The organism is Rhizobium leguminosarum bv. viciae USDA 2370, assembly GCF_002008365.1.
Taxonomy (GTDB): Bacteria; Pseudomonadota; Alphaproteobacteria; order Rhizobiales; family Rhizobiaceae; genus Rhizobium; species Rhizobium leguminosarum.
Window position 1 is genome coordinate 461635 of record NZ_MRDL01000015.1, and the last position, 25721, is coordinate 487355.

General features: G+C 59.4%; 28 protein-coding genes. 20 read left to right on the forward strand and 8 right to left on the reverse strand.

Annotation, left to right across the window (positions count from 1 at the left end; genetic code table 11):
• Positions 1-84 precede the first annotated feature (84 nt).
• The 3 genes from rho to hemE form a co-directional block, all read right to left on the reverse strand.
• Positions 85-1350: a transcription termination factor Rho gene (gene rho, locus BS629_RS08300; RefSeq protein WP_011654069.1), complete on the reverse strand. Its 1266-nt coding sequence runs from the start codon at positions 1348-1350 to the stop codon at positions 85-87.
• A gap of 198 nt (positions 1351-1548) precedes the next feature.
• Entirely contained in the window at positions 1549-2085 is a 537-nt protein-coding gene (gene hemJ, locus BS629_RS08305; RefSeq protein WP_032980616.1) for a protoporphyrinogen oxidase HemJ, read from the reverse strand.
• Between the two features lie 2 nt (positions 2086-2087).
• Positions 2088-3134 carry a uroporphyrinogen decarboxylase gene (hemE, locus tag BS629_RS08310; protein WP_018244159.1) on the reverse strand — a complete coding sequence of 349 codons (1047 nt, stop codon included), beginning with the start codon at positions 3132-3134 and terminating at the stop codon, positions 2088-2090.
• Positions 3135-3535: 401 nt separating this feature from the next.
• Between hemE and BS629_RS08320 the strand changes: the two genes are divergently transcribed.
• The 5 genes from BS629_RS08320 to dnaQ are packed head-to-tail and all read left to right on the forward strand — an operon-like array spanning position 3536 to position 7166.
• Positions 3536-4357: a pyruvate, water dikinase regulatory protein gene (locus BS629_RS08320; protein WP_011649834.1), complete on the forward strand. Its 822-nt coding sequence runs from the start codon at positions 3536-3538 to the stop codon at positions 4355-4357.
• A 33-nt stretch (positions 4358-4390) separates the two neighbouring features.
• Positions 4391-4990 carry a Maf-like protein gene (locus tag BS629_RS08325; protein WP_018244160.1) on the forward strand — a complete coding sequence of 200 codons (600 nt, stop codon included), beginning with the start codon at positions 4391-4393 and terminating at the stop codon, positions 4988-4990.
• The gene (locus tag BS629_RS08330; protein WP_018244161.1) at positions 4983-5840 is read left to right on the forward strand and encodes a shikimate dehydrogenase; all 858 of its coding nucleotides are present in this window, start codon (positions 4983-4985) and stop codon (positions 5838-5840) included. The genes BS629_RS08325 and BS629_RS08330 overlap by 8 nt, the downstream gene beginning before the upstream one ends.
• Positions 5840-6451 carry a dephospho-CoA kinase gene (gene coaE, locus BS629_RS08335; protein ID WP_018244162.1) on the forward strand — a complete coding sequence of 204 codons (612 nt, stop codon included), beginning with the start codon at positions 5840-5842 and terminating at the stop codon, positions 6449-6451. The genes BS629_RS08330 and coaE overlap by 1 nt, the downstream gene beginning before the upstream one ends.
• Positions 6444-7166: a DNA polymerase III subunit epsilon gene (gene dnaQ, locus BS629_RS08340; protein WP_018244163.1), complete on the forward strand. Its 723-nt coding sequence runs from the start codon at positions 6444-6446 to the stop codon at positions 7164-7166. Before coaE ends, dnaQ begins: the two co-directional genes overlap by 8 nt.
• A gap of 67 nt (positions 7167-7233) precedes the next feature.
• On the opposite strand, the gene secB is transcribed toward dnaQ, so the two are convergent.
• Both secB and BS629_RS08350 read right to left on the reverse strand, forming a co-directional pair.
• Positions 7234-7716, reverse strand: a complete 483-nt coding sequence (secB, locus tag BS629_RS08345; RefSeq protein WP_017995590.1) for a protein-export chaperone SecB — start codon at positions 7714-7716, stop codon at positions 7234-7236.
• A gap of 101 nt (positions 7717-7817) precedes the next feature.
• Positions 7818-8324 (reverse strand): FxsA family protein, encoded by a 507-nt coding sequence (locus BS629_RS08350; RefSeq protein ID WP_032980783.1) that lies wholly within the window; start codon positions 8322-8324, stop codon positions 7818-7820.
• Between the two features lie 131 nt (positions 8325-8455).
• On the opposite strand from BS629_RS08350, the gene BS629_RS08355 reads away from it, so the two are divergent.
• From BS629_RS08355 to gyrB, 5 genes are all read left to right on the forward strand, one after another.
• Entirely contained in the window at positions 8456-9160 is a 705-nt protein-coding gene (locus BS629_RS08355) for a Tim44/TimA family putative adaptor protein (RefSeq protein ID WP_018068923.1), read from the forward strand.
• Positions 9153-10268 (forward strand): murein transglycosylase A, encoded by a 1116-nt coding sequence (gene mltA / locus BS629_RS08360; protein ID WP_018244165.1) that lies wholly within the window; start codon positions 9153-9155, stop codon positions 10266-10268. Before BS629_RS08355 ends, mltA begins: the two co-directional genes overlap by 8 nt.
• Positions 10268-10834, forward strand: a complete 567-nt coding sequence (locus tag BS629_RS08365; protein ID WP_018244166.1) for a Smr/MutS family protein — start codon at positions 10268-10270, stop codon at positions 10832-10834. Before mltA ends, BS629_RS08365 begins: the two co-directional genes overlap by 1 nt.
• Entirely contained in the window at positions 10831-11208 is a 378-nt protein-coding gene (locus BS629_RS08370) for a helix-turn-helix domain-containing protein (RefSeq protein WP_018244167.1), read from the forward strand. Before BS629_RS08365 ends, BS629_RS08370 begins: the two co-directional genes overlap by 4 nt.
• A 135-nt stretch (positions 11209-11343) precedes the next feature.
• The gene (gene gyrB, locus BS629_RS08375) at positions 11344-13779 is read left to right on the forward strand and encodes a DNA topoisomerase (ATP-hydrolyzing) subunit B (protein ID WP_026188564.1); all 2436 of its coding nucleotides are present in this window, start codon (positions 11344-11346) and stop codon (positions 13777-13779) included.
• 63 nt (positions 13780-13842) lie between these two features.
• On the opposite strand, the gene BS629_RS08380 is transcribed toward gyrB, so the two are convergent.
• Positions 13843-14439 carry a nitroreductase family protein gene (locus BS629_RS08380; protein ID WP_077988102.1) on the reverse strand — a complete coding sequence of 199 codons (597 nt, stop codon included), beginning with the start codon at positions 14437-14439 and terminating at the stop codon, positions 13843-13845.
• Positions 14440-14486: 47 nt separating this feature from the next.
• A complete protein-coding gene (locus tag BS629_RS08385; protein WP_018244170.1) occupies positions 14487-14771 on the reverse strand; it encodes a DUF2218 domain-containing protein in 285 nt (94 codons plus the stop codon).
• Between the two features lie 274 nt (positions 14772-15045).
• On the opposite strand from BS629_RS08385, the gene BS629_RS08390 reads away from it, so the two are divergent.
• From BS629_RS08390 to BS629_RS08435, 10 genes are all read left to right on the forward strand, one after another.
• Positions 15046-16005 (forward strand): glutathione S-transferase family protein, encoded by a 960-nt coding sequence (locus BS629_RS08390; RefSeq protein ID WP_018244171.1) that lies wholly within the window; start codon positions 15046-15048, stop codon positions 16003-16005.
• 142 nt (positions 16006-16147) lie between these two features.
• Complete coding sequence (locus BS629_RS08395) at positions 16148-16990, forward strand: fumarylacetoacetate hydrolase family protein (RefSeq protein WP_018244172.1); 843 nt, start codon at positions 16148-16150, stop codon at positions 16988-16990.
• Positions 16991-17194: 204 nt separating this feature from the next.
• A complete protein-coding gene (locus BS629_RS08400) occupies positions 17195-18472 on the forward strand; it encodes a polyhydroxyalkanoate depolymerase (protein WP_018244173.1) in 1278 nt (425 codons plus the stop codon).
• A gap of 145 nt (positions 18473-18617) precedes the next feature.
• Positions 18618-19052: a DUF2852 domain-containing protein gene (locus BS629_RS08405; RefSeq protein WP_017962639.1), complete on the forward strand. Its 435-nt coding sequence runs from the start codon at positions 18618-18620 to the stop codon at positions 19050-19052.
• 107 nt (positions 19053-19159) lie between these two features.
• A complete protein-coding gene (locus tag BS629_RS08410; protein ID WP_018244174.1) occupies positions 19160-19918 on the forward strand; it encodes a M48 family metallopeptidase in 759 nt (252 codons plus the stop codon).
• 177 nt (positions 19919-20095) lie between these two features.
• Positions 20096-20764, forward strand: coding sequence for a phosphoribosylanthranilate isomerase (locus BS629_RS08415; protein WP_026188565.1), 669 nt, complete (start codon positions 20096-20098; stop codon positions 20762-20764).
• Positions 20765-20766: 2 nt separating this feature from the next.
• Positions 20767-21987 (forward strand): tryptophan synthase subunit beta, encoded by a 1221-nt coding sequence (gene trpB / locus BS629_RS08420; RefSeq protein WP_018244176.1) that lies wholly within the window; start codon positions 20767-20769, stop codon positions 21985-21987.
• 3 nt (positions 21988-21990) lie between these two features.
• Positions 21991-22830, forward strand: a complete 840-nt coding sequence (gene trpA / locus BS629_RS08425; RefSeq protein WP_018244177.1) for a tryptophan synthase subunit alpha — start codon at positions 21991-21993, stop codon at positions 22828-22830.
• A 144-nt stretch (positions 22831-22974) separates the two neighbouring features.
• Positions 22975-23880, forward strand: a complete 906-nt coding sequence (gene accD, locus BS629_RS08430; RefSeq protein WP_018068910.1) for an acetyl-CoA carboxylase, carboxyltransferase subunit beta — start codon at positions 22975-22977, stop codon at positions 23878-23880.
• 27 nt (positions 23881-23907) lie between these two features.
• Entirely contained in the window at positions 23908-25260 is a 1353-nt protein-coding gene (locus BS629_RS08435; RefSeq protein WP_018244178.1) for a bifunctional folylpolyglutamate synthase/dihydrofolate synthase, read from the forward strand.
• A gap of 71 nt (positions 25261-25331) precedes the next feature.
• Here the strand turns inward: BS629_RS08435 and trxA are convergent, their stop codons facing one another.
• Entirely contained in the window at positions 25332-25652 is a 321-nt protein-coding gene (gene trxA, locus BS629_RS08440) for a thioredoxin (protein ID WP_008528748.1), read from the reverse strand.
• Positions 25653-25721: the final 69 nt, after the last annotated feature.

Genomic DNA, 25721 nt, shown 5'->3' on the forward strand with positions numbered 1-25721 from the left:
ATCGAACGTGATTCCTCTCAAATAGAAAAGCTGGCGACATCATGACGATGCCCCCAGCTCTTATAGAATGAATCCGACTAAGGATTACGTATTCATCGAATCGAAGAAGTCGGAATTGTTCTTCGTCTGCTTCAGCTTGTCGATAAGGAATTCGATCGCATCGGTCGTGCCCATTGGAGCAAGGATGCGGCGGAGCACAAAGATCTTCTGCAGATCCTGGCGTGGAACGAGAAGATCTTCCTTGCGCGTGCCGGACTTCAGAATGTCCATAGCCGGGAAGATGCGCTTATCGGCGACCTTGCGATCGAGGACGATTTCCGAGTTGCCCGTGCCCTTGAATTCTTCGAAGATCACTTCGTCCATGCGGCTACCAGTATCGATCAGCGCGGTCGCGATGATCGTCAAAGAGCCGCCTTCTTCGATATTACGCGCCGCGCCGAAGAAACGCTTCGGCCGCTGCAGAGCGTTGGCGTCCACACCGCCGGTCAGGACCTTGCCTGACGAGGGAACGACGGTGTTATAGGCACGGCCCAGGCGCGTGATCGAATCGAGCAGGATGACAACGTCACGTCCGTGTTCGACAAGACGCTTGGCTTTCTCGATGACCATCTCGGCCACCTGCACGTGACGCACGGCCGGTTCGTCGAAGGTCGAGGAGATAACCTCGCCGCGAACCGAACGCTGCATATCGGTCACTTCTTCGGGGCGTTCATCGATCAGCAGGACGATGAGATAGCACTCCGGATGGTTGGCGGTGATCGAATGCGCGATGTTCTGCAGCAACACGGTTTTACCGGTACGCGGCGGCGCGACGATCAATCCACGCTGGCCCTTGCCGAGCGGCGCCACCAGGTCGATCACGCGCGGCGACAGATCCTTGGTGGTGGGAATATCAAGTTCCATCTTGAAGCGCTCGTTCGGATAGAGCGGCGTCAGATTGTCGAAGTGAACCTTGTGACGGATCTTTTCCGGATCGTCGAAATTGATGGTGTTGACCTTGAGCAGCGCAAAATAGCGCTCGCCTTCCTTCGGCCCACGGATCGGGCCCTCGACCGTATCGCCGGTTTTCAGCGAAAAACGCCGGATCTGCGATGGAGAGATGTAAATATCGTCCGGGCCCGGCAGGTAGTTCGCATTGGCCGAACGCAGGAAGCCGAAACCGTCCTGCAGCACTTCGACGACGCCTTCACCGATGATTTCGACATCCTGGCTGGCAAGCATCTTGAGGATCGCAAACATCAGCTCCTGCTTGCGCATCGTGCTTGCATTCTCGACCTCGAGCGATTCGGCAAATGCCAGCAGATCCGTCGGGGATTTACTCTTAAGTTCCTGAAGCTTCATTTCAGCCATGAAGTGACCAATACTCTTTTCAATTTCAAAGGGGAAAGGCGATGTTGGGTCGTATTCGGTACCGCGAAAGGGCTCGCAGACGACTGAACTCTACACACATGCCACGTAGATGAGATGCGCGGAAAATAGCGACTCGCAATCGCTGCCGCAAGAGGGCTGCTTAAAATGAAGCAAATTTAACCCTGAGGACGATTTTCCTCAGAACGGCTTCACCACGACGAGGACGACGATCACGATCATCAGCACCGTCGGCGCCTCGTTCATGAACCGCCAATAGCGCGCCGAGCGGCGATTTTCATCCCGCTCGAACGCTCTGACAGCGCGGCTGAAGAACATATGAACACCGGTGAGCAACACAACGAGACCGATCTTGGCATGCAACCAGCCGCCCTGGAATCCATAGACCGACCAGGCGAGATAGAGGCCGAAAATCCACGTCAACATCATCGCCGGCGTCATGATGATTCGAAGTAATCGGCGCTCCATCACCTTGAAGGTTTCCGATTGCACCGAGCCCGGCTCGGCATCGGTGTGATAGATGAACAGCCGCGGCATGTAGAACAATCCGGCCATCCACGAAATGACCGCGATAATGTGCAGCGCCTTGATCCAGAGGTAGAGATTATCGGGGTTCCAGGCAAAAAGCCCGATCGCCATCAGCGCGAAGAAAGCCAGCGCGAAATGAGCCCGACGCCGGGCGTAAGCGCCAGATCTCCGATCGGTCTGTTTTTCCATCGTCACGGCCCGCCTCGTACGCGCCCACCTCGCACGCGATCGACCAGCAGACGCACATGCTCGGGGTCAGCCTGCGGCGTTATGCCATGACCGAGATTGAAAATCAGCGGACCATTGCCGAGCTGCTGCAGAATATCGTCGATGCCGTCTTCCAACGCCCGGCCGCCGGCAACGACGCGCATCGGATCGAGGTTGCCCTGAACCGGTCCATCCTTTTGAAGTTCGGCTGCAAAGGCCAGCGGGACCGACCAGTCGAGGCCGATTGCATCTGCGCCCGTCTTCTGGCGATAGGTTTTCAGCTGATAACCGGCGCCCTTGGCAAAAGCGATGATGCGAGCATGTGGCCGTTGCGATTTGACCGAAGCGATCATCCGCGCAACCGGCCTGATCGCGAACGCCTCGAATTCCTTCTCGCCGAGAACGCCAGCCCAGGAATCGAAGATCTGCACGGCATCGGCGCCGGCATCGATCTGGGCGACGAGATAATCGGCCGATACGTCGGCAAGCAGCATCAGCAGATGCTCGAAGGCGCGGGGATGCCTGTAGGCGAAGAGACGGGCAGGGGCCTGATCCGGCGTGCCATGACCGGCGATCATGTAAGTCGCAACCGTCCATGGCGCGCCGCAGAAGCCGAGCAGCGTCGTCTCGACTGGCAACTCCTCCCGCAGCCGCCGCACCGTTTCCAGAACCGGCCTGAGATAATCGACAACCTCTTCGCCATTCAATCTGCCGATACCCGCTTCATCGATGGGATCCATCTCCGGACCGTGGCCCTCGGTGAACCGGACATTCCGTTTCATTGCATCGGGAATGACCAGGATATCGGAAAACAGAATGGCGGCATCGAAACCATAGCGGCGGATCGGCTGCAATGTCACTTCGACGGCGTGGTCAGGCGTGTAGCAGAGATCGAGAAAACTCCCGGCCTTTGCCCGCGTCTCCCGATATTCCGGGAGATAACGTCCTGCCTGTCTCATCAGCCAGAGAGGAGGAGGGGAGAGGCTCTCGCCACTCAAAACCCTCATGATCTTTCGGCGCGTATCGCTCAAGCGCTTCTTCCCTATAAAAAAACAAAGATATTTTAAAAGGTTTCTATTTCTTAGAGTCGGTGACTATCAAGGATTAAAATCCATCCACCGCCGATGCCATTTGTCGCGCGGCTGCAAAAGAACATCGGAAAGATTGGTCGATCTCGTCCAAATTTCGGGGAGAAGCCGAATCCGAAAATGATTCCAAATCCTTCCAGCTCGGCAATTTTTTTCATAGCTGTGGATAGGCTGTGGACGAGCATTCAAGAAGCCTAGCCCTTCCCCGTCGTCCACAGGGCCAACCAAAACCGATCGGCAGAATCCGAAATGTGGATAAAGAGGCATGTTTTCCCTTGCCGGAGACTGCCTCGCCGCCGTAGCTCTGTTTCATCCAGTCTTTTCAACAGGCAGCGGAAAATAGCGTGGAGAACAGAACGAACTTCTTTCATCTGCATCTGATTTCTGACTCAACGGGAGAGACTCTGATCTCCGCCGGGCGCGCCGCGTCAGCGCAATTCAGATCGGCGCAACCGATCGAGCATGTCTATCCACTGATCCGCAATCGCAAGCAGCTGCTGCCAGTTCTGCAGGCGATCGATGACGCCCCCGGCATCGTGCTCTACACCATTGTCGACCGGGAGCTTGCAAGCCTGATCGATGAGCGCTGCATCGAGATGGGCGTCGCCTCCGTGAATGTGCTGGAGCCGGTGATGAATGCCTTCCAGATCTATCTCGGAGCCCCGTCGCGTCGTCGGGTCGGCGCCCAGCATGTGATGAATGCCGGTTACTTCGCGCGCATCGAAGCGCTGAATTTCACCATGGATCACGATGACGGTCAGATGCCCGACGACTACAACGACGCCGATGTCGTGATCATCGGGATCAGCCGTACGTCGAAAACACCGACCAGCATCTACCTCGCCAACCGAGGCATCAAGACGGCGAACATTCCGATCGTCTATGGCGTGCCATTGCCGGAGAGCCTCTTCGTCGCGAGCAAACCGCTGATCGTCTGCCTGATCGCCACCACCGACCGCATTTCCCAGGTGCGGGAAAATCGTGTGCTCGGGGTGACGCAGGGCTTCGACCGCGAACACTACACCGATCGTGCCGCGATTTCGGAGGAGCTGAAATATGCCCGCTCGCTTTGCGCCCGTCACAACTGGCCGCTGATCGACGTCACCCGCCGCTCAATCGAGGAAACAGCCGCGGCAATCGTTGCCCTGCGCCCGAAGCTGCGCTAAGCGCTGACGAAAAGCCGGCACTCCGAGGAACCCATGACGCCAAAACTCATCCTTGCATCGTCGAGTCCCTTTCGCCGGATGCTGATGCAAAATGCAGGTCTGGCCTTCGAGGCGCATGCCGCAAGGATCGATGAACGAGCCGTCGAAGCGCCGCTGGAAAGAGCCGGCGTTAGGCCTGATGCCGTGGCCCTCGTTCTGGCCAGGGCCAAGGCCGAGGAAGTGAGTAGCCGTTTTCCGGATAGCCTGGTCATCGGTTCGGATCAAACGATGTCGCTCGGTGACCGCGTCTTCCATAAGCCGAAGGACATGGCCGACGCAGCCAGTCATCTTCAAGCCCTTTCGGGTGTAACCCATCGGTTGAACAGCGCTGTCGCCATCGTCAGTGATGGCGTGGTCTTGTGGGAACATCTCGCCCATGCGGAACTGACGATGCGGCCGCTGACGGCGGAGTTCATCGCCAGACATCTGGCGCGGGTTGGCGGAAAGGCGCTTTCCAGCGTCGGCGCCTATCAATTGGAGGGGCAGGGCATCCAGCTCTTCGAAAAGATCGAGGGTGACTATTTCACCATTCTTGGCCTGCCGATGCTGCCGCTGTTACAAAAACTGCGAGAACTCGGAGCGATCGATGGGTGATTCACGTGAAACATTCGGGCCGAAAGCGTTTGTCACGGGCTTTCCCATCAAGCATTCGCGCTCGCCGTTGATCCACGGATATTGGCTGAAGACGCTCGGCCTGCCGGGCAGCTACCGCGCTCATGAAGTGGCGCCCGAGGCCTTTGCCAATTTCATTCAGTCGCTGAAGGACGGCAGTTCCGGCTTTGCCGGAGGCAACGTCACCATTCCCCACAAGGAATTGGCGTTCCGGCTCGCCGACAAACCGGACGCGCTATCGCACGAGCTCGGCGCCGCGAACACGCTCTGGCTGGAGGATGGTGCGCTACATGCGACAAATACCGACGGTCGCGGCTTCATCGCCAATCTCGACGAACGCCATCCGGGCTGGGACCGGCATGGCACGGCCGTCGTCTTTGGCGCCGGCGGCGCCAGCCGGGCGATCATCCAGGCGGTCCGCGATCGCGGTTTCAAGGAGATCCATGTCGTCAATCGTACCGTCGAACGCGCGCGTGAACTCGCGGATCGCTTTGGCCCGCGTGTTCAGGCCCACCCGGCCGGGGCGCTTACTGAAGTGATGAAAGGCGCCGGCCTCTTCATCAATACCACCTCGCTTGGCATGGACGGCGAGACGGCGCCGCAACTCGATTTCTCGCCTCTGGCAGCCGATGCCGTCGTCACCGATATTGTCTATGTGCCCTTGAAGACGCCGATCCTGGCACAGGCGGAAGAGCAAGGATTTCCGATCGTCGATGGTCTCGGCATGCTGCTGCATCAGGCCGTGCCCGGATTCGAGAGATGGTTCGGCCAGCGTCCCATCGTCGACGCGGCGCTGCGCGCCCTCATCATCGCGGATATGGAAGCACACTGATGCTGAAGATCGGTCTCACCGGCTCCATCGGAATGGGAAAATCGACAGCGGCAAAGCTCTTCGCCGATGCCGGAATCCCGGTGAACGATTCGGATGCCGTGGTCCACCATCTCTATGCCGGCGAGGCTGCACCCCTGGTGAATGCCGCCTTCCCCGGCACGATGAAGGATGGAGCAGTCGACCGACATGAACTTGGCCGCCAGCTTGCTCTTCATCCTGACGGCTTCAAACGCCTGGAAGCGATCGTCCATCCGCTGGTTCGCAAACGCGAGAGGGAATTTGTGAAGCGACAGCGCGCCACCGGCGCCGACATGGTATTGCTCGATATTCCATTGCTTTTCGAAACCGGCGCCGAGGCAAGAGTGGATATCGTCGTCGTCGTCAGCACTGATCCACAGATTCAGCGCCAGAGGGTGCTTGCGCGCGAAGGCATGACCGAGGAAAAATTCAACATGATTCTGTCCCGCCAGACGCCGGACGCGGAAAAACGGCGGCGGGCCGATTATCTGATCGACACCAGTCATAGTGTCGCGGTGACGAGGGAACGGGTGCTCGAGATCGTCGCCGACCTGAAAACGCGGATTGCCAAGGGAGATTTCCGGAATGCGTGAGATCATCTTCGATACGGAAACCACCGGCCTCGACAACCGCGCCGACCGCATTATCGAAATCGGCGGCATCGAGCTCTTCAATCATTTCCCCACAGGCAACACGATCCACATCTTCATCAATCCTGGAGATCAGAAAGTTCATCCGGATGCGCTCGCCGTGCACGGCATCACCGATGAATTCCTGAAGGACAAGAAGCCTTTCGGGGAGGTTGCCGAACAAATCCTTACCTTCTTCGGCGATGCGAAGTGGATTGCCCATAACGCCACTTTCGATATGGGCTTCATCAACGCGGAATTCGCGCGAATCGGTTTGCCGCCAATCCTGCCGGAAAGGGTGCTCGACACCCTGTCGATGGCGCGGCGCAAACACCCGATGGGACCGAATTCGCTCGATGCGCTCTGCCGGCGCTACGGCATCGATAATTCGCACCGCACCAAACACGGCGCGCTGCTCGACTCCGAATTGCTCGCCGAAGTCTATATCGAGATGATCGGTGGCAGACAGGCAGCCCTCGGACTCGGCATGGCCGGCAAATCCAACCAGGCAGCTCGCGGTGACATGGCGATGGAAGACGATGTGGTGATTGCCGCAGTGCTCGAGCGGCCCCGGCCGCTCACGCCGCGCCTCAGCCAAATCGAGGAGCAGGCGCATGAGGCGCTCGTCGGCAAGCTCGGTGAAAAAAGCGTCTGGGCGAAATACGCCAACCTCGATTAAACCGGTCCTCAATTGAAAATGCCCGGGACCAGCCCGGGCATCCGCATTTCAGACAAGAAAGATCCGATCAGTTCGGAACGGCCTGAACCTTGGCGCGGGCCTGTTCTTCGGCAACGCGCTGAGCGAACATTTGCGTGAAGTCGATCGGGTCGATCATCAGCGGCGGGAAACCACCGTTGCGGGTGACGTCGGCGATGATCTGACGGGCGAAGGGGAAGAGCATGCGCGGGCACTCGATGAAGAGAACCGGCAGCATGTGTTCTTGCGGGAAACCGGCAACGCGGAAGACGCCGCCATAGGTGAGTTCGGTATGGAAAACCGTCTTGTCGCCGTCCTTGGCCTCGGCATTCAGCGACAGCACGACATCGAAATCCGTATCGGAAAGCGGGTTGGCGTTGACGTTCACATTGATGTTGATCGTCGGTGCCTTGTCGCGGGCCTGCAGCGAACGCGGCGCACCCGGATTTTCGAAGGAAAGATCCTTGGTATATTGCGCAAGGATCGAAAGGGTGGGGTTGGTCGCACCGTTGCTGTTGTTATCGTCTGCCATTGGCTTTTCCTCGAGGGGCATGGGAATGGTGCCGCCATCTAACATTTCAGGGAAGGGCTTACAACCCTGGGCGCTTGGCGCGGTTGATCAGCCGCAGTGCCTCAATCGCCGAGATGTTTGCCGGACCACGGCGAGTTGCGATCCGGCTCTCTATGATAGTCCTCTTCGTCGAGATCGACCACCTTCGAATTCGGCTTGCGGTCGCGGAAATCGGGTTGCGGAGCGGAGGAAAAACCGCCCTTGGCATTGACGACGACGAAGCGTTTGGCGATCGCCCGCCAGACGAGATCGCGCACCGGCGGAATGAGAATAAGGATCGCAATGATATCCGTGAGGAAGCCGGGAATGATCAGGAGCAGCGAGGCGATGACATTCATGGCCGGCCGCAGCAGGTCGCGGCCCGGCATCACCCCGTTTCGTCCTTCACTCGACATGCGGCGCAAAATACCAATGCCCTGCCGGCGCAGCAGGACCACGCCGATAACGAAACCCAGCATGACGAGCGCGAGCGTCAGCCACAATCCGATAGCCCGACCGACGACGACGAAACCGGCAATTTCGGCGAGCGGCAGCAGCAGAATGAAGGCTGGCAGGATCGAAAAACGCATGTCGGTCATGTCCCGGGCTCGCCGGTCTCCTCTTGGCGCTGGCGAAGATGCCAGCCATCATTTGAATCATCTGTATAGGCAGACTATATGGGAGTACAAATCAGAGATGTTAACGGCGGCTGCGATACGATATGAGTTCGAACGACTTCATCACATTATTTTTCCTGGTGGCGGCTGTGCTGATTTTCTTTCAGCTCCGCTCCGTGCTCGGGCGCCGCACAGGAAATGAGAAGCCGCCGCGCGATCTCTATACGCCGCGGGATGCGGCTCCGGCTGAAGCCGCCGATGCCGGCAAGGTCGTGACTCTGCCGCGGCGCGATGCGACGACGGAGGACGAGGATCGCTTCGCCGCCATCGATGCTTTCGCGGCACCCGGAACGCCGCTCAACGAATCGCTGCGCGCGCTGAACAAGGCCGATCCCGCCTTCAGCCCGAAGGAGTTTCTGAACGGCGCCCGCATGGCTTACGAGATGATCGTCATGGCCTATGCCGATGGCGACCGGAAAACGCTGAAGAACTTGCTGTCTCGCGAAGTCTATGACGGGTTCGATGCGGCGATCGGCGAGCGCGAAGCCCGGGGCGAGAAGGTGAAGTCCACTTTCGTCGGCATCGACAAGGCCGAAATCACCCATGCGGAGACGAAGGGAAGCGAAGCGCAGATCACCGTGCGCATCGTCAGCCAACTGATATCGGCCACCTACGACAAGGCGGATGTGCTGATCGAAGGCGACGCCGAAAACGTCGCCGAGGTCAACGACCTCTGGACCTTTGCCCGCGACACACGTTCGCGCGATCCGAACTGGAAACTCGTGGCGACCGAATCGGAACATGAGTGACCACGCATCGGACTTCGTCCTGCAGGCCATAAACTTCGACACTTTGGAAGGCTGGAAGGATGATGATCCCTCCGGCCTTTTTGAAGTCATGCGAAGCTGCCGGCGGATCACCGATGTCAAACCGTACCGCACCGGATCGCTTGGCCTGAGCTCGGAAGACCTGCTTCCGCTTCTCGCCGCCGCCGAAGATTTCACGCCGTCATCTCCGGCATCGGCGCGCGCCTTTTTCGAGACGCACTGTCGGCCCTTTCTGATTAGCCGCAAGGATGGCAATTCCGGCTTCGTCACCGCCTTCTACGAACCTGATATCGACGTGTCGGAGCGGCCGGACGAAATTTTCCGTTTTCCTTTCTACAGGCGCCCGGACGATCTGATCGATCTCGACGACGCCAATCGTCCCATCGAGCTCGACAAGGCCTATGCTTTCGGCCGTCTGCATGACGGCCGCGTCGCGGCCTATCCGGACCGCCGCGCCATCGATCAGGGTTTTCTCGAAGGCCGCGGCCTCGAAATTGCCTGGGCGAAGTCGAAGGTCGATGTCTTCTTCGTTCATGTGCAGGGTGCTGCCCGCCTGCGTTATAAGGATGGTCGTATCGGCCGCATCACCTATGCGGCGAAGGCCGGCCATGTTTTCTCCGCGATCGGTAAGCTGCTGATCGATCGCGGGGAGATCGACCGGGCGGAGATTTCGATGCAGGCGATCCGTGCCTGGCTGGCGCGCAATCCCGAGCGCGTCGACGAGGTGTTATGGCATAACCGCTCTTATATTTTTTTTCGTGAAGCGCCGGTTGCCGATCCGCAGGCAGGTCCGATCGCGGCCGCCAAGGTGCCGCTTCTCGCCGGGCGCTCGCTTGCGGTCGACCGGATGATCCATACCTTCGGCTTTCCGTTTTTCATTCACGCCAAAAGCCTCACCCATCTCGACCCGGGCCGGCCGTTCAGCCGGCTGATGCTGGCGCTCGATACCGGCTCGGCGATCGTCGGGCCGGCGCGGGGTGATATCTTCACCGGCTCGGGGGATACGGCCGGAGAAAGTGCCGGCACCGTTCGCAATGACGCCGATTTCGCCATCCTCATTCCCAATGCCGCCGCCGGAAGATTCGACTGATGGCCAGGGATCGCAAGCTGAGCGCGGATGAGAGGATCCTCTGGGGCAAGGTTGCCCGCAGCACGCGGCCGATGCCCGGCAAGGCGGGGGCGTTGACCGAACTTGATGCTTTTCTTGCCGAAGCCGAAGCTGCGGCTGAACGGGAACAGGAAAAGCAGACGCCCGTCACACTCATGCCGCCGCAGCCGACAGCCCCGTCAACGGCGAAGCCATCGGCCGGGGTGCATCATCCGCTGGAAAAGCCGGTCAAGCGTAAGATCGCCAAGGGCCGGCTGGCGCTCGAAGCGCGGATCGACCTGCACGGGCTGGTGCAGAGCCAGGCTCATGCCATCCTTCTCGATTTCCTGATCCGCGCCCACGAGCGCGGCATGCGCCACGTGCTCGTGATCACGGGCAAGGGCAGCTCGATGGGCAGCGAGGGCGCGCTGAAGCGGGCCGTGCCGCTTTGGTTCTCGAAGCCCGAATTTCGCTACCTGATCTCCTCCTATGAGCCGGCCGCACAGCACCATGGCGGTGAGGGCGCGCTCTACATTCGCCTGTCGCGCCGGCATGGGGAGAGGCCATGACACCCTTCGGAGAGGCGGTTCGCAGGCTACGGGCGCGCAAGGGCGTCTCGCAGAAGGAGATGGCGGAAGCCCTGAATGTCTCTCCCGCCTATCTCTCGGCGCTCGAACATGGAAAGCGTGGTTTGCCGACCTTCGATCTGCTGCAGCGCATCGCCGGCTATTTCAACATCATCTGGGATGAGGCCGAGGAACTGTTCCTGCTCGCCCGCTCGTCCGACCCGCGCGTCGTGATCGACACCTCCGGCCTGCCCCCCGAATATACCGAATTTGCCAACCGGCTGGCCCGGCAGATTCGCAACCTTGACAGTGCAGAGATAGGCCGGCTATCGGCTCTTCTCGAAAATGGCGGCAAAGGCGACGGAAAAGCGTCATAATCCCCTGTTTTATGCCTTGTTTTAGGGACTTGCCATTGGGAAGTGGGTTCAAAAAACCTATATACGAGAGTGAAGAAAGCCGGTGATTCGCAAGGCACGCCGCAGCTTTACGACAACAGGGAAAATCTCGACAGAATGAGCGATACATCCGCGACGGAAAACGGCGTAAGCACCGAATATGGCGCAGATTCCATCAAGGTTCTGAAGGGCCTCGATGCGGTGCGCAAACGCCCCGGCATGTATATCGGCGATACCGACGACGGCTCCGGCCTTCATCACATGGTCTATGAAGTCGTCGACAACGCGATCGACGAAGCGCTTGCCGGCCATGCCGACATCGTCACCGTCACCCTCAATCCGGATGGCTCGGTGACCGTCACCGACAACGGTCGCGGCATCCCGACGGACATTCACACCGGCGAAGGCGTGTCGGCTGCCGAGGTCATCATGACGCAGCTTCATGCCGGCGGTAAGTTCGACCAGAATTCCTACAAGGTTTCCGGCGGCCTGCACGGCGTCGGCGTCTCCGTCGTCAACGCGCTGTCCGTCTGGTTGAAGCTGAAGATTCGCCGTCAGGACAAGATCCATGAAATGAGCTTCACCCATGGCGTCGCCGATGCTCCGCTGAAGGTTACGGGCGACGCGCCGAATGAGACCGGCACGGAAGTGAGCTTCATGCCGAGCACCGACACCTTCACCATGACGGAGTTCGACTATGGCACGCTGGAGCATCGCCTTCGCGAGCTCGCCTTCCTGAATTCAGGCGTCCGCATCCTGCTGACCGACAAGCGCCATTCCGATATCAGGCAGGAAGAACTGCGTTATGACGGCGGCCTCGAGGCTTTCGTCGCCTATCTAGACCGCGCCAAGAAGTCGCTCGTCGACAAGCCGGTTGCTATCCGCGGCGAAAAGGACGGCATCACCGTCGAAGTCGCGATGTGGTGGAATGACAGCTATCATGAGAACGTGCTGTGCTTCACCAACAATATTCCCCAGCGCGACGGCGGCACGCATATGGCCGGCTTCCGCGCAGCGCTGACGCGCCAGGTCGTTTCCTATGCCGACAGTTCCGGCATCACCAAAAGGGAAAAGGTGACGCTGCAGGGCGAAGACTGCCGCGAAGGCCTGACGGCAGTTCTGTCGGTCAAGGTGCCCGATCCGAAATTCTCCTCGCAGACCAAGGATAAGCTCGTTTCCTCGGAAGTCCGTCCTGTTGTCGAAAGTCTCGTCAACGAGGCGCTGAACACCTGGTTCGAAGAACATCCGAGCGAAGCCAAGATTCTCGTCGGCAAGGTCGTCGAGGCAGCCGCCGCCCGCGAAGCGGCCCGCAAGGCACGCGAGTTGACCCGCCGCAAGGGCGCACTCGATATCGCTTCGCTGCCGGGCAAGCTCGCCGACTGCTCCGAGCGTGATCCGACAAAATCCGAAGTCTTCCTCGTCGAGGGCGATTCTGCCGGCGGCTCGGCCAAGCAAGGCCGCTCGCGCGAGAACCAGGCGATCCTGCCGCTGCGTGGCAAGATCCTGAACGTCGAACGCGCCCGTTTCGACAAGATGCTGTCGAGCCAGGAAATCGGCACATTGATCACCGCGCTCGGCACCGGCATCGGCAAGGACGAGTTCAATGTCGAAAAGCTGCGCTACCACAAGATCATCATCATGACGGACGCCGATGTCGACGGCGCCCATATTCGCACCCTGCTGCTCACCTTCTTCTTCCGGCAGATGCCGCAACTGATCGAGCGCGGTCATCTCTATATCGCCCAGCCGCCGCTCTATAAGGTTTCGCGCGGCAAGTCGGTGCAGTATCTGAAGGATGAGAAGGCGCTCGAAGAATACCTCATCAGCCAGGGCCTGGAAGATGCTTCGCTGAGGCTTGGTAGCGGCGAGGTTCGCGCCGGCCAGGATCTGCGCGAGGTCATCCTCGATGCCCTGCGCATGCGCGCCCTGCTCGACAATCTCCATTCGCGCTACAATCGTTCCGCCGTCGAACAAGCGGCGATTGCCGGAGCGCTCAACGCCGAGCTCGCCAGCGACCCGGTTAGAGCGCTGGCGCTGGCAAACGAAGTGGCAGGGCGGCTCGACATCATCGCCGAGGAAACCGAGCGCGGCTGGCAGGGCGATGTGACAACCGATGGCGGGCTGCGCCTGGAGCGCATGGTCCGCGGCGTCAGGGAAATCGTGGTGCTCGACATGGCGCTGATCGGTTCCTCGGATGCCCGTCACATCGACCAGCTGACGGCACGACTCAAGGAAATCTATCAGACGCCGCCGTCGCTGCATCGCCGCGAAGGCGACGTCGAAATCTCTGGTCCGCGCGCCTTGCTCGACGCGATCTTCGCTAGCGGCCGCAAGGGCCTCACCATGCAGCGCTACAAGGGCCTTGGCGAGATGAATGCCGAGCAACTCTGGGAAACGACGCTCGATCCGAATGTTCGCTCGCTGCTGCAGGTCAGGGTCAATGATGCCACGGACGCCGATGGCCTCTTCGCCCGCCTGATGGGTGACGAAGTCGAACCCCGGCGCGAATTCATCCAGGACAATGCGCTGAGCGTTGCAAACCTTGATATCTAATTGATATGTCGAAAGTAAAAGCCCCGCCGTCCCTGGACGCGGGGCTTTCGTTTGCCTAAGGGCTCAATTCGCGACGAAGCGGCCGTTGAAGGCGACCTCGGAGAGCGGCTTGCGTTGGCTGGGGAATTCGCGCGCCTGATTGCGTTCGGAAAGAACGCTCTTGTCGGCCAGGCGGCCGACAGCGACTCCTGCTTCGACCCGGTATCCCTCGGGAATGGCGAAAGCCTGCCTGATCTCATCATGCTTGATGCCGCCCATGCCATGGGCATAAAAGCCGGAGAGGCGCGCCTGGATCGCCAGATGCCCCCATGCCGCGCCGGCATCGAAGGAATGGGTGTAGCTCGGCTTTTCCTCGGCTGAGCCGGCAGCCCCGGTGAAGGCGCGCGACACGACGAAGATCAGCGCCGATGCATTCCGGGCCCCCTGGTTGGAATCGTTGAGCAAGGCGACAAATTTCTCCCAATGCTCCGAACCCTTGAGGCCATAAATGAAGCGCCAGGGCTGGTGGTTGGCCGAGGACGGCGCCCAATGGGCGGCGTCGAGCAGACCGAGCAGCTGCGTTTCCTCGATGATTTCGCCGGTGAAGGCGCGCGGCGACCAGCGGTCGAGAAACATCGGATCGACCGGATATTCGGATTCGCGGTGATTGCTCTTCGTCATGCTTGTTCCAGGGTTTGGGGCAGGAAAATTTGGATCGTGGGCTGGGCTTAGTCCGTCCAGACGATGTCGAGATCTTCGCGGAAGGCGAAGCGCTTCAGATGATCGTCGATGACGTGCTGCATCCTTCCCTGTTGCGAGGGATCGGCGACGGAAAGCGTCATGGTCAGAGCCACGTCTTCGGCCACAAACGTCACCTCGGCCGTATCGCTGAACGGCACGCGCCCCTTCAGAGGATCAAAATCGACGCTGAACTTGTGGCTCCAGTGTTTGCAGAGCTGCTGCAGGTAGCGGCTTGCATGTTCGGTCCGCACGATGGCCTTCGAGAGATGCATTTCGAACTCCACGTCATCTTGACTAAAGCATGTCGCGCAAAAGTGTGCAGCGGTTTTGCGATAACGACATGCGGCGAAATAAAAAACTAACAAGCGAGGAGCGAAGCTGAGAGATTGCGACACGCTTTAGCGCAGTCATATTTCCTGCTTCACCGGCTTGGCAAGCGCAGCATCGTCGCAGTTTGGGTGTACAGACTGTCTTCATAAAAGCGGCCTCACGCCGGCGTCGAAGCAGGATAATGAACCGTTTTAGTCAATTGATCGGGGAGTACCCATGCTGGTGAACGGAAAGTGGACGGAAGACTGGCAGCCTGTTCAGGCTAAGGACGAGAAGGGCGGCTTTCTCCGTCAGACCTCGAGTTTCCGCAATTGGGTAACTCCGGATGGCAGCGCCGGGCCGACGGGCGAAGCTGGCTTCGAAGCCAGCGCCGGCCGTTACCATCTCTATGTCGCCTATATCTGCCCCTGGGCCTCGCGCACCCTGATCGGCCGCAAGCTCAAGGGCCTGGAAGATGTCATCTCCGTCTCGGTCGCTGAACCGCTGCTGGGCAAGCAGGGCTGGCGCTTCGGTGATTATCCTGGCGCGACGGAGGATCACGTCAACGGCGTAACCTATATGCATGAAATCTATACCAGGGCGGCGCCGGATTTCACCGGCCGGGCCACCGTGCCGGTTCTCTGGGACAAGCAGAGAAACACCATCGTCAACAATGAATCCGCCGATATCCTGCGCATGCTGAACGGCGGCTTTGGCGCCCTGGCAAAAAATCCGATCGATCTTTACCCGGCGGAGAGGCGCACCGAGATCGATGCGTTCAACGACCGCATCTATCCCGATCTCAACAACGGCGTCTACCGCGCCGGTTTCGCCACCACGCAGGTCGCCTACGAAGAAGCCTTTGCCGATGTCTTTTCCTGCCTCGACTGGGTCGAGCAGCAGTTCGAGGACCGGTCTTTTCTCTTCGCCGATCATCCCACCGAGAGCGATATCCGGCTTTTCGTGACGTTGGTGCGCTTCGACGTCGCCTATCACGGCATCTTCAAATGCAATCTGCGCCGGCTTTCCGACTATGCCAAGCTGCGCGCCTTCTGCCGCCGCATGCTGGATTGGCCGGGCATCGCCGAAACGGTGAACCTCGATCACATCAAGCGCGGCTACTATTCGATCGAAAGCCTCAATCCGACGAAGATCGTTCCCGTCGGCCCTGATCTGGCGGAAATTTTTAGAGCTTGATGCCGAAAGATACGGGCGGTTTTCGGCAGAAAATCACCCAAATCGCGGAAAGCCGTACCGCTTCCCGGCAAAGCCGTAATGACACCGATGAATAATTCGTTCATAGGTGGTTGCAAATCCGTTTTCGATGAGGAGGAATTCCATGAAGCTGATGCGTGTTGGCGAAGCAGGCGGTGAAAAACCCGCACTTCTCGATGCCGATGGCAAGATCCGCGATCTCTCCGGTCATGTCGCTGATATCGGCGGCGAAGCGATCACACCGGCAGGCCTTGCAAAGATAGCGGCCATCGATCCGAAGAGCCTTCCGGAAATCGCGCCCGGCCGCATTGGCGCCTGCGTCGCGGGCACTGGCAAGTTCATCTGCATCGGCTTGAATTATTCGGATCACGCTGCCGAAACCGGTGCGACCGTGCCGCCCGAGCCGATCATCTTCATGAAAGCAACATCCGCAATCGTTGGACCGAACGACAATGTCATCATTCCCCGCGGTTCGGAAAAGACCGATTGGGAAGTCGAGCTCGGCGTCGTCATCGGCAAAACCGCCAAATATGTGACAGAAGCCGAAGCGCTGGATTATGTCGCCGGTTATTGCGTCTCCAATGACGTTTCCGAGCGCGCTTTCCAGACCGAGCGGTCCGGTCAATGGACCAAGGGCAAATCCTGCGACACCTTTGGCCCGATCGGCCCCTGGCTCGTGACCAAGGATGAAATTCCGGAACCGCAGAACCTCGGCATGTGGCTGACGGTCAACGGCCAGAAGATGCAGAACGGCTCATCGAAGACGATGGTTTACGGGGTTGCGTTCCTCGTCTCCTATCTTAGCCAGTTCATGTCGCTGCATGCCGGTGACGTGATCTCGACCGGCACGCCTCCGGGCGTCGGCATGGGCCTCAAGCCGCCGCGTTATCTCAAGGCGGGAGACGTGGTCGAACTCAGCATCGAAGGTCTCGGCACGCAGAAGCAGACCTTCGTAGCGGATCGTTAACGACGCTTCTTGCTGAGAAACTTAAGTTTTCAGCTCGATTATGATGCCGGAGGTCAATTCTCCGGCATTTCTTGTGTGGGTTTGGTTCGTCCATGTTGCTGTGCAACAGAAACCTGTTAGTCTGCGTTACGTGCCCGCATTACGGAAAGACTCGATGCCTCTCAATCAGCGTCATCTTTTCGATAGAGAAAGGTGGCGCCTTCCATGTTTTATCAGCTTTATGAATTGAACCATGCCGCCATGGCGCCGTTTCGCGCCGCGGCCGATATCATGCGATTTGCCTATGCCAATCCGCTGAACCCGTTCTCCCATACGCCGTTCGGCCGGACGATGGCGGCAAGCCTCGAAATGTTCGAACGCACGACACGACGCTACGGGAAGCCGGAATTCGGACTGAAGCAGACGACGATTGGTGACCGGACGGTGTCCGTCCGCGAAGAGGTCGTCTGGTCGCGACCCTTCTGCAATCTCCTGCATTTCGCGCGCAGTGTTCCCGCCGCGCGCGGCAATGATCCGCGCATCCTGATCGTCGCGCCGATGTCCGGCCACTATGCCACGCTGCTGCGCGGCACGGTCGAGGCGCTGCTGCCGAGTGCGGATATCTACATCACCGACTGGATCGACGCCCGCATGGTGCCGATGACGGAAGGCACGTTCGATTTCGACGATTACGTCGACTATGTCATCGAGATGCTGCATTTCCTCGGTCACGACACGCATGTCATCGCCGTCTGTCAGCCTTCTGTTCCGGTGCTCGCAGCCGCTGCGGTGATGGAAGAAGCCAGGGATCCGCTTTCGCCGGCGTCGATGACGCTGATGGGCGGCCCGATCGACACGCGCATCAACCCGACGGCAGTCAACAAGCTCGCCCAGGAGCGATCGCTGCAGTGGTTCTCCGACAATGTCATCATGAACGTGCCCTGGCCGCAGCCGGGCTTCATGCGCCCGGTCTATCCGGGATTCCTGCAGCTCTCGGGCTTCATGTCGATGAATCTTGATCGCCACCTCGTCGCGCACAAGGAATTCTTCATGCATCTCGTGAAGAACGACGGCGAGCCGGAAAGACATCGCGATTTCTACGACGAATATCTCGCCGTTATGGATTTGACCGCCGAATTCTATCTGCAGACGGTGGAGGAGGTCTTCATCAAGCATTCACTGCCGAAGGGCGAACTGATGCATCGCGGCAAACGCGTTGATCCGGCGGCAATTCGCAATGTGGCGCTTCTGACCGTCGAAGGTGAGAATGACGATATCTCCGGGGTCGGTCAGACAAAGGCGGCTCAGACCATCTGCGTGAACATTCCCGAAGATATGCGCATGCACTACCTTCAGCCGGATGTCGGCCATTATGGTGTTTTCAATGGTTCGCGTTTCCGCCGCGAGATCGCGCCGCGCATCATCGATTTCGTCCGCCAGCATTCGCGTTCTGCCATTAAGCCTCCGGTCCCGCGTGTCATCAAGGGCGGCCGGGCGGGCTGAATCAGGGATAGCTGAATTAGCAAAACGGATTCAAGGCCTTGTCCGATTTCGCGGGCAATCGTCTTGAAGGCGGTTATTGCGGTAACCACATCGATTTCAGCGTTCGGTATTCTGCCGGGCGCGGAAAGCGAGGGATACCCGCACGATGAACCAGTCAGCATTGCTTCGACCGGATTGGACTCCGGCTACCATTGCCCTGATGATTCTCGGCTTCATGGTTTTCTGGCCTCTGGGTCTTGCCATGCTTGCCTACATCATCTTCGGCGACCGTCTCCGCGGCTTCAAGCGTGACGTCAACCAGGCGACCGATGGCTTCTTTGCCTCCTGCCGCCGCCCGCATGGTCGTCACCGCCCGCATTTTTCGACCGGCAACGTCGCCTTTGACGACTGGCGCAAGGCCGAACTCGACCGGATGGAGGAAGAGCGCCGTAAGCTTGACGAAATGCGCGAGGAATTCGACTCCTATCTGCGCGAGCTCCGTCGCGCCAAGGATCAGGAAGAGTTCGACCGCTTCATGCGCGACCGCAGGAACGCCAAGCGCGATGATAACGGCCCGGTCGCTGAATACCAGACGCCGTAAACACCTGAACGATGAATTGATGACCGGCATCTCGCGATGCCGGTTTTTCCATGTCCGCCTGTCCGGCGATCATTTAGATTTGCCGGCGAATCGTATAGAAAACACGCATGTTCTCGCTTCTGAAAACAAGGTCGAAGGCGCGAAAGCCGGCTCCGCCCGAAAAGCGGACGCTCGACGTCGCTGGCCGGCTCATGCCGCTGACGATCAAGCAGCATGACCGGGCGACACGCATCACGCTGCGCATCGAACCGGGTGGCCGCGCCTTGAAGATGACGGTGCCGAAAGGCCTTGCGGCGCGTGAGGTCAATGCCTTCCTCGATCGTCACCAGGGTTGGCTCCTCACCAAGCTTGCGAAGTTTTCGACCGATGCCGGCCTGCGTGACGGCGCCGAGATCCTTGTTCGCGGCGTTTCCCATCGCATCCAGCATAGCGGCAGCTTGCGCGGGCTGACCGAGGCGGTGTCCATAGATGGCAGGGCGGTGCTGCGCGTCAGCGGCATGCCGGAACATGTCGGACGGCGCATTGCGGCCTTTCTCAAGAAGGAGGCGCGCGCCGATCTCGCAAGACTGGCGACGATGCATGCCGCAACGATCCGGGCGCCGATCCGCTCGATCTCGATGAAGGATACCCGCAGCCGGTGGGGCTCGTGCTCGTCGGAAGGAAATCTGAGCTTTTCCTGGCGTATCGTCATGGCGCCACCTTCGGTGATCGATTATCTCGCCGCCCATGAGGTCGCCCATCTCAAGGAAATGAACCACGGCCCGCACTTCTGGGCCCTCTGCCGTAAGCTTTGCCCCGGTATGGAGGAGGCGAAGTCCTGGCTCAAACGGCATGGAAGCCAGTTGCATGCCATCGATTTCGACTAGCGCATAACCCGAAAATCGGAATCGATTTTTCGGAAAGGATTATGCGCAGATTTAGAGTGATAGAACGTCCCTTGCGCGTCGTTTGGACGCGCGGCGCTCTAGCCGAGAGCCGCGCTAAATTCAGTGTCCGTCGCAAATTGGCTCGACTCTTTCCGCATTTCGTGTCACTTCGCTGCCATGAGACCGGATATCAAGATCTGTGGCTTGAAGACGCCCGACGCAGTCGATCGCGCGCTGAAACGCGGCGCGACCCATATCGGTTTTATCTTCTTCGAAAAGAGCCCGCGCTATATCGAGCCGGACCTGGCGGCAAAGCTTGCCGAACCTGCGCGTGGCAAGGCGAAAATCGTCGCCGTCGTCGTCGATCCGACCAATGACGAACTCGACGAGATCGTGTCGTTGTTGAAGCCGGATATGCTGCAGCTTCACGGCAACGAGAGCCCCGAACATGTGCTGACCATAAAGGCGCTCTATGGTCTGCCCGTGATGAAGGCCTTTTCGGTCCGCACGGCAGACGACCTGAAGCGCGTCGAGGCCTATATCGGCATCGCCGACCGTTTCCTCTTCGACGCCAAAGCGCCGAAGGGTTCGGAACTGCCCGGCGGCAACGGTATTTCCTTCGATTGGAGCCTTCTCAGCTGGCTTGACGGCAACGTCGACTACATGCTTTCCGGCGGGCTGAACAAGGACAATGTCGCAGAAGCGCTTTTCATCACCAAGGCACCGGGTATCGATGTCTCCTCGGGAGTCGAAACTGCGCCTGGCGTGAAGAGCGTCGCGAAGATCGATGAATTTTTTGACGCGGTCGAAAAGGCGAATGCGCCGATGATGGCCTCAGGGAGTTGAGAGTGAACGAGACGCCTAAACCGAATTCCTTCCGTTCCGGCCCCGATGAAGACGGCCGTTTCGGCATTTATGGCGGTCGTTTCGTCGCCGAAACATTGATGCCGCTGATCCTTGATCTGCAGGACGAGTGGAACAGGGCAAAGAACGATCCGGCATTCCAGGCCGAATTGAAGCATCTCGGCGCGCATTATATCGGCCGCCCGAGCCCGCTCTATTTCGCCGAGCGGCTGACGGCCGAACTCGGCGGCGCGAAGATCTATTTCAAGCGCGAGGAGCTGAACCATACCGGCTCGCACAAGATCAACAACTGCATCGGCCAGATCCTGCTCGCCAAGCGCATGGGCAAGACCCGCATCATCGCCGAAACCGGTGCCGGCCAGCACGGCGTCGCCTCCGCAACCGTTGCGGCCCGTTTCGGCCTTCCCTGCGTCGTTTATATGGGCGCCACCGACGTCGAGCGTCAGGCGCCGAACGTTTTCCGCATGAAGCTGCTCGGTGCGGAGGTCAAACCGGTCACGGCAGGCAGCGGCACGCTGAAGGACGCCATGAACGAGGCGCTTCGCGACTGGGTCACCAATGTCGAGGATACCTATTACCTGATCGGAACGGCAGCCGGTCCGCATCCCTATCCTGAGATGGTCCGCGATTTCCAGTCGGTGATCGGTATCGAAGCGAAAGAGCAGATGCTGGCAGCCGAAGGCCGCTTGCCGGATCTCGTCATCGCTGCGGTCGGCGGCGGCTCGAACGCCATCGGTATTTTCCATCCTTTCCTGGATGATCCCTCTGTGAAGATCGTCGGCGTCGAAGCCGGCGGCAAGGGTCTGCAGGGCGACGAACATTGCGCCTCGATCACCGCCGGTTCGCCAGGCGTGCTGCACGGCAACCGCACCTATCTGCTGCAGGATGGTGACGGTCAGATCAAGGAAGGCCATTCGATTTCGGCCGGTCTCGATTATCCCGGCATCGGCCCCGAACATTCCTGGCTGAACGATACCGGCCGCGTCGACTATGTGCCGATCATGGATCACGAAGCGCTCGAGGCTTTCCAGACCCTGACTCGCCTCGAAGGCATCATCCCGGCGCTCGAGCCCTCGCATGCCATTGCCGAGGTGATCAAACGCGCACCAATGATGGACAAGGACGAGATCATCCTGATGAACCTCTCCGGGCGAGGCGACAAGGATATCTTTACCGTCGGCAAGATTCTGGGAATGGGACTGTAAGACATGACCGCACGCATGGACAAACGCTTTGCCGAGCTGAAGGCCGAGGGCCGTCCGGCGCTTGTGACCTATTTCATGGGCGGCGATCCTGATTATGACACTTCGCTCGGCATCATGAAGGCGCTGCCGGAGGCGGGCTCCGACATCATCGAGCTCGGCATGCCTTTTTCCGATCCGATGGCCGACGGCCCGGCGATCCAGCTGGCTGGCCAGCGCGCCCTGAAAGGCGGCCAGACGCTGAAGAAGACGTTGCAGCTGGCGGCCGATTTCCGCAAAACCAACGATGCGACGCCGATCGTGATGATGGGTTACTACAACCCGATCTATATTTATGGCGTCGAGAAATTCCTCGACGACGCGCTCGCCGCCGGCATCGACGGCCTGATCGTCGTCGACCTGCCGCCCGAGATGGATGACGAACTCTGCATTCCGGCCATCCGCAAAGGCATCAATTTCATCCGCCTGGCGACGCCGACGACCGATGAGAAGCGCCTGCCGAAGGTACTGAAGAACACCTCCGGCTTCGTCTACTACGTCTCGATGAACGGCATCACCGGTTCGGCGCTGCCTGATCCGTCGTTGGTTTCGGGCGCTGTCGCCCGCATCAAGCAGCACACCAGCCTGCCCGTCTGCGTCGGCTTTGGCGTCAAGACGGCGGAACATGCAAAGGTCATCGGCGGTTCGGCCGACGGCGTCGTCGTCGGCACCGCGATCGTCAATCAGGTCGCAACCAGCTTGACGAATGACGGAAAGGCAACGGCGGACACGGTGCAGGCCGTTGCCACGCTGGTGCGCGGCCTTTCCACGGGAACCCGTTCGGCGCGCCTTGTTGCTGCCGAATAGTTTGCCCACATTGGCGCTAAAGCATGTCGCGCAAAGGTGTGCAGCGGTTTTGTGGCAACGACATGCGGGAAACCCAAGACCTAAAAGCGCGGCAGGCAAATCTGAAAGATCGCGACGCGCTTTAGTCAATCAGGAGTATTCGAGTTGAACTGGATCACCAACTACGTTCGCCCGCGGATCAATTCCATGCTGGGCCGTCGCGAAGTGCCGGAGAACCTCTGGATCAAGTGCCCGGAAACGGGCGAGATGGTCTTCCACAAGGACTTGGAAGGCAACAAATGGGTCATTCCAGCGTCCGGTTATCACATGAAGATGCCGGCCAAGGCCCGGCTGGCCGATCTTTTCGACAATGGCGAGTTCGAATCGCTGCCGCAGCCGAAGGTCGCGCAGGATCCGCTGAAGTTCCGCGATTCGAAGAAATATAGCGATCGCCTGCGCGACAGCCGCCTGAAGACCGAACAGGAGGATACGATCCTCGCCGGTGTCGGAAAGGTGCAGGGACTGAAACTCGTGGCCGTCGTACATGAATTCAACTTTATCGGTGGTTCGCTCGGCATGGCCGCCGGCGAGGCGATCGTTAAGGCTTTTGAGCGTGCGACGTCTGAAAAGTGCCCGCTGGTGATGTTCCCCGCTTCCGGCGGCGCGCGCATGCAGGAAGGCATCCTGTCGCTGATGCAGTTGCCGCGCACGACAGTTGCCGTCGACATGCTCAAGGAATCCGGCCAGCCCTATATCGTCGTGCTGACCAATCCGACGACCGGTGGCGTCACGGCCTCCTATGCCATGCTTGGCGATATTCATCTGGCAGAACCCGGCGCCGAAATCGGCTTTGCCGGCAAGCGCGTGATCGAGCAGACGTTGCGTGAAAAACTGCCCGAAGGTTTCCAGACCTCCGAATATCTGCTGGAGCATGGTATGGTCGATATGGTCGTTAAACGTCACGATATTCCGGAAACGCTGGCGCGCCTCTTGAAGATCCTGACGAAGAAGCCGGTTTCTGCGGCGAACGACATGAATGGCGGCGCGATTGCTCTGGCGGCGAGCGCCTGATAACCGACAAGCAGGCGGGGTGCCGAATTGATACCCAGAGGCCAAACCGCGGTGAGTGAGGCAGCACAGGAGATCGACAAGCTCATGGGATTGCATCCCAAGGGCTTTGATCTGTCTCTCGATCGCATCACTCGTCTTCTCGATGTGCTCGGCAATCCGCACAGGAAGCTGCCGCCGGTGATCCATGTCGCCGGCACCAATGGCAAGGGGTCTGTCACCGCCTTCTGCCGCGCCCTGCTCGAAGCCGGCGGCTACAGCGCCCATGTCCACACCTCGCCGCATCTCGTCAATTGGCACGAGCGTTATCGCATTGGCGTCAAGGGCGGACGCGGGCAGCTTGTGGATGACGCCGTCTTTGCCGAGGCCGTGCGTCGCGTGGCCGATGCCAATGCAGGACAGCACATCACCGTCTTCGAAATCCTGACGGCGGTCACCTTCATCCTGTTTTCCGAACATCCGGCCGATGCCGCGATCATCGAAGTCGGTCTCGGCGGCCGGTTCGACGCCACGAATGTCATTTCCGACCCGGCCGTCTCGGTCATCATGCCGATTTCGCTGGATCACCAGCCCTATCTCGGCGACAGGGTCGAGCTGATCGCGGCCGAAAAGGCCGGTATCATGAAGCCGGGATTTCCCGTTGTCATCGGTCATCAGGAATATGACGCAGCACTCGACGTGCTGATGTCGACGGCCGAGCGGCTGCATTGCCCGAGCGCGGTCTTCGGGCAGGATTTCATGGCGCATGAGGAATATGGCCGGCTCGTCTACCAGGACGAATTCGGTCTTGCCGACCTGCCGCTGCCGCGCCTTCCCGGCCGGCATCAATATGCCAATGCCGCCGCCGCCATTCGTGCCGTCAAGGCGGCGGGTTTCACGGTCACCGAGACGATGATGGAAAAGGCGATGAGTTCGGTCGAATGGCCGGGCCGGCTGCAGCGTCTGAGCGAGGGCCGGCTGCTGTCGCATGCGCCCGCCGGCGCCGAGATCTGGATCGATGGCGGACACAATCCCGGTGCAGGCGAGGTGATCGCCGAAGCCATGGCCAATTTCGAGGAACGCCAGTCTCGGCCGCTTTTCCTGATTACCGGCATGATCAACACCAAGGATCCGGTCGGCTATTTCAAGGCCTTTACCGGCCTGGTCGAGAAAGTTTTCTGCGTGCCGATCCGCGGCAGCGAAGCGATGATCGACCCGGTGATATTGTCGAATGCCGCTTATGATGCCGGTTTGGTTGCCGAACCGATGTTGACGGTCGGCGATGGGCTGGAAGCAATAAAAGCCGTTCTCGATCCAGAGGCTTTGCCGCCGCGCATTTTGGTCGGCGGCTCTCTCTATCTTGTCGGCGATGTCCTCGCCGACAACGGCACGCCCCCGAAATGAAGGCGGTAAGATGAAAAAAAGCCCGGTCGAACCGGGCTTTTTTCATTGTGATGCAAATTGAGCGATATCAATCAGGCAGCGTTCGAAATCCAGTTCGAAAGGGCCGTCTTCGGCTTTGCGCCAACCGAGATGTCGGCAACTTCGCCGCCCTTGAAGATCGCAAGCGTCGGAATGGAGCGCACACCGAACTGTGCAGCGAGTTCCGGGTTCTCATCGATATTCAGCTTGGCCACCTTGACCTTGCCTTCCATCTCGACGGCGATTTCTTCGAGGCTCGGAGCAATCATCTTGCACGGGCCGCACCATTCAGCCCAGAAATCGACGACGACGGGTTCTGCGGATTCCAGAACTTCTGACTGGAAGTTATTGATATCGACTTTCACGGTAGCCATGGGCTGCTCCTTTAACCGAATTGGGTGTTGAACCACATGTGATGGTGCGGTGCCGAATTTTCAATGTCC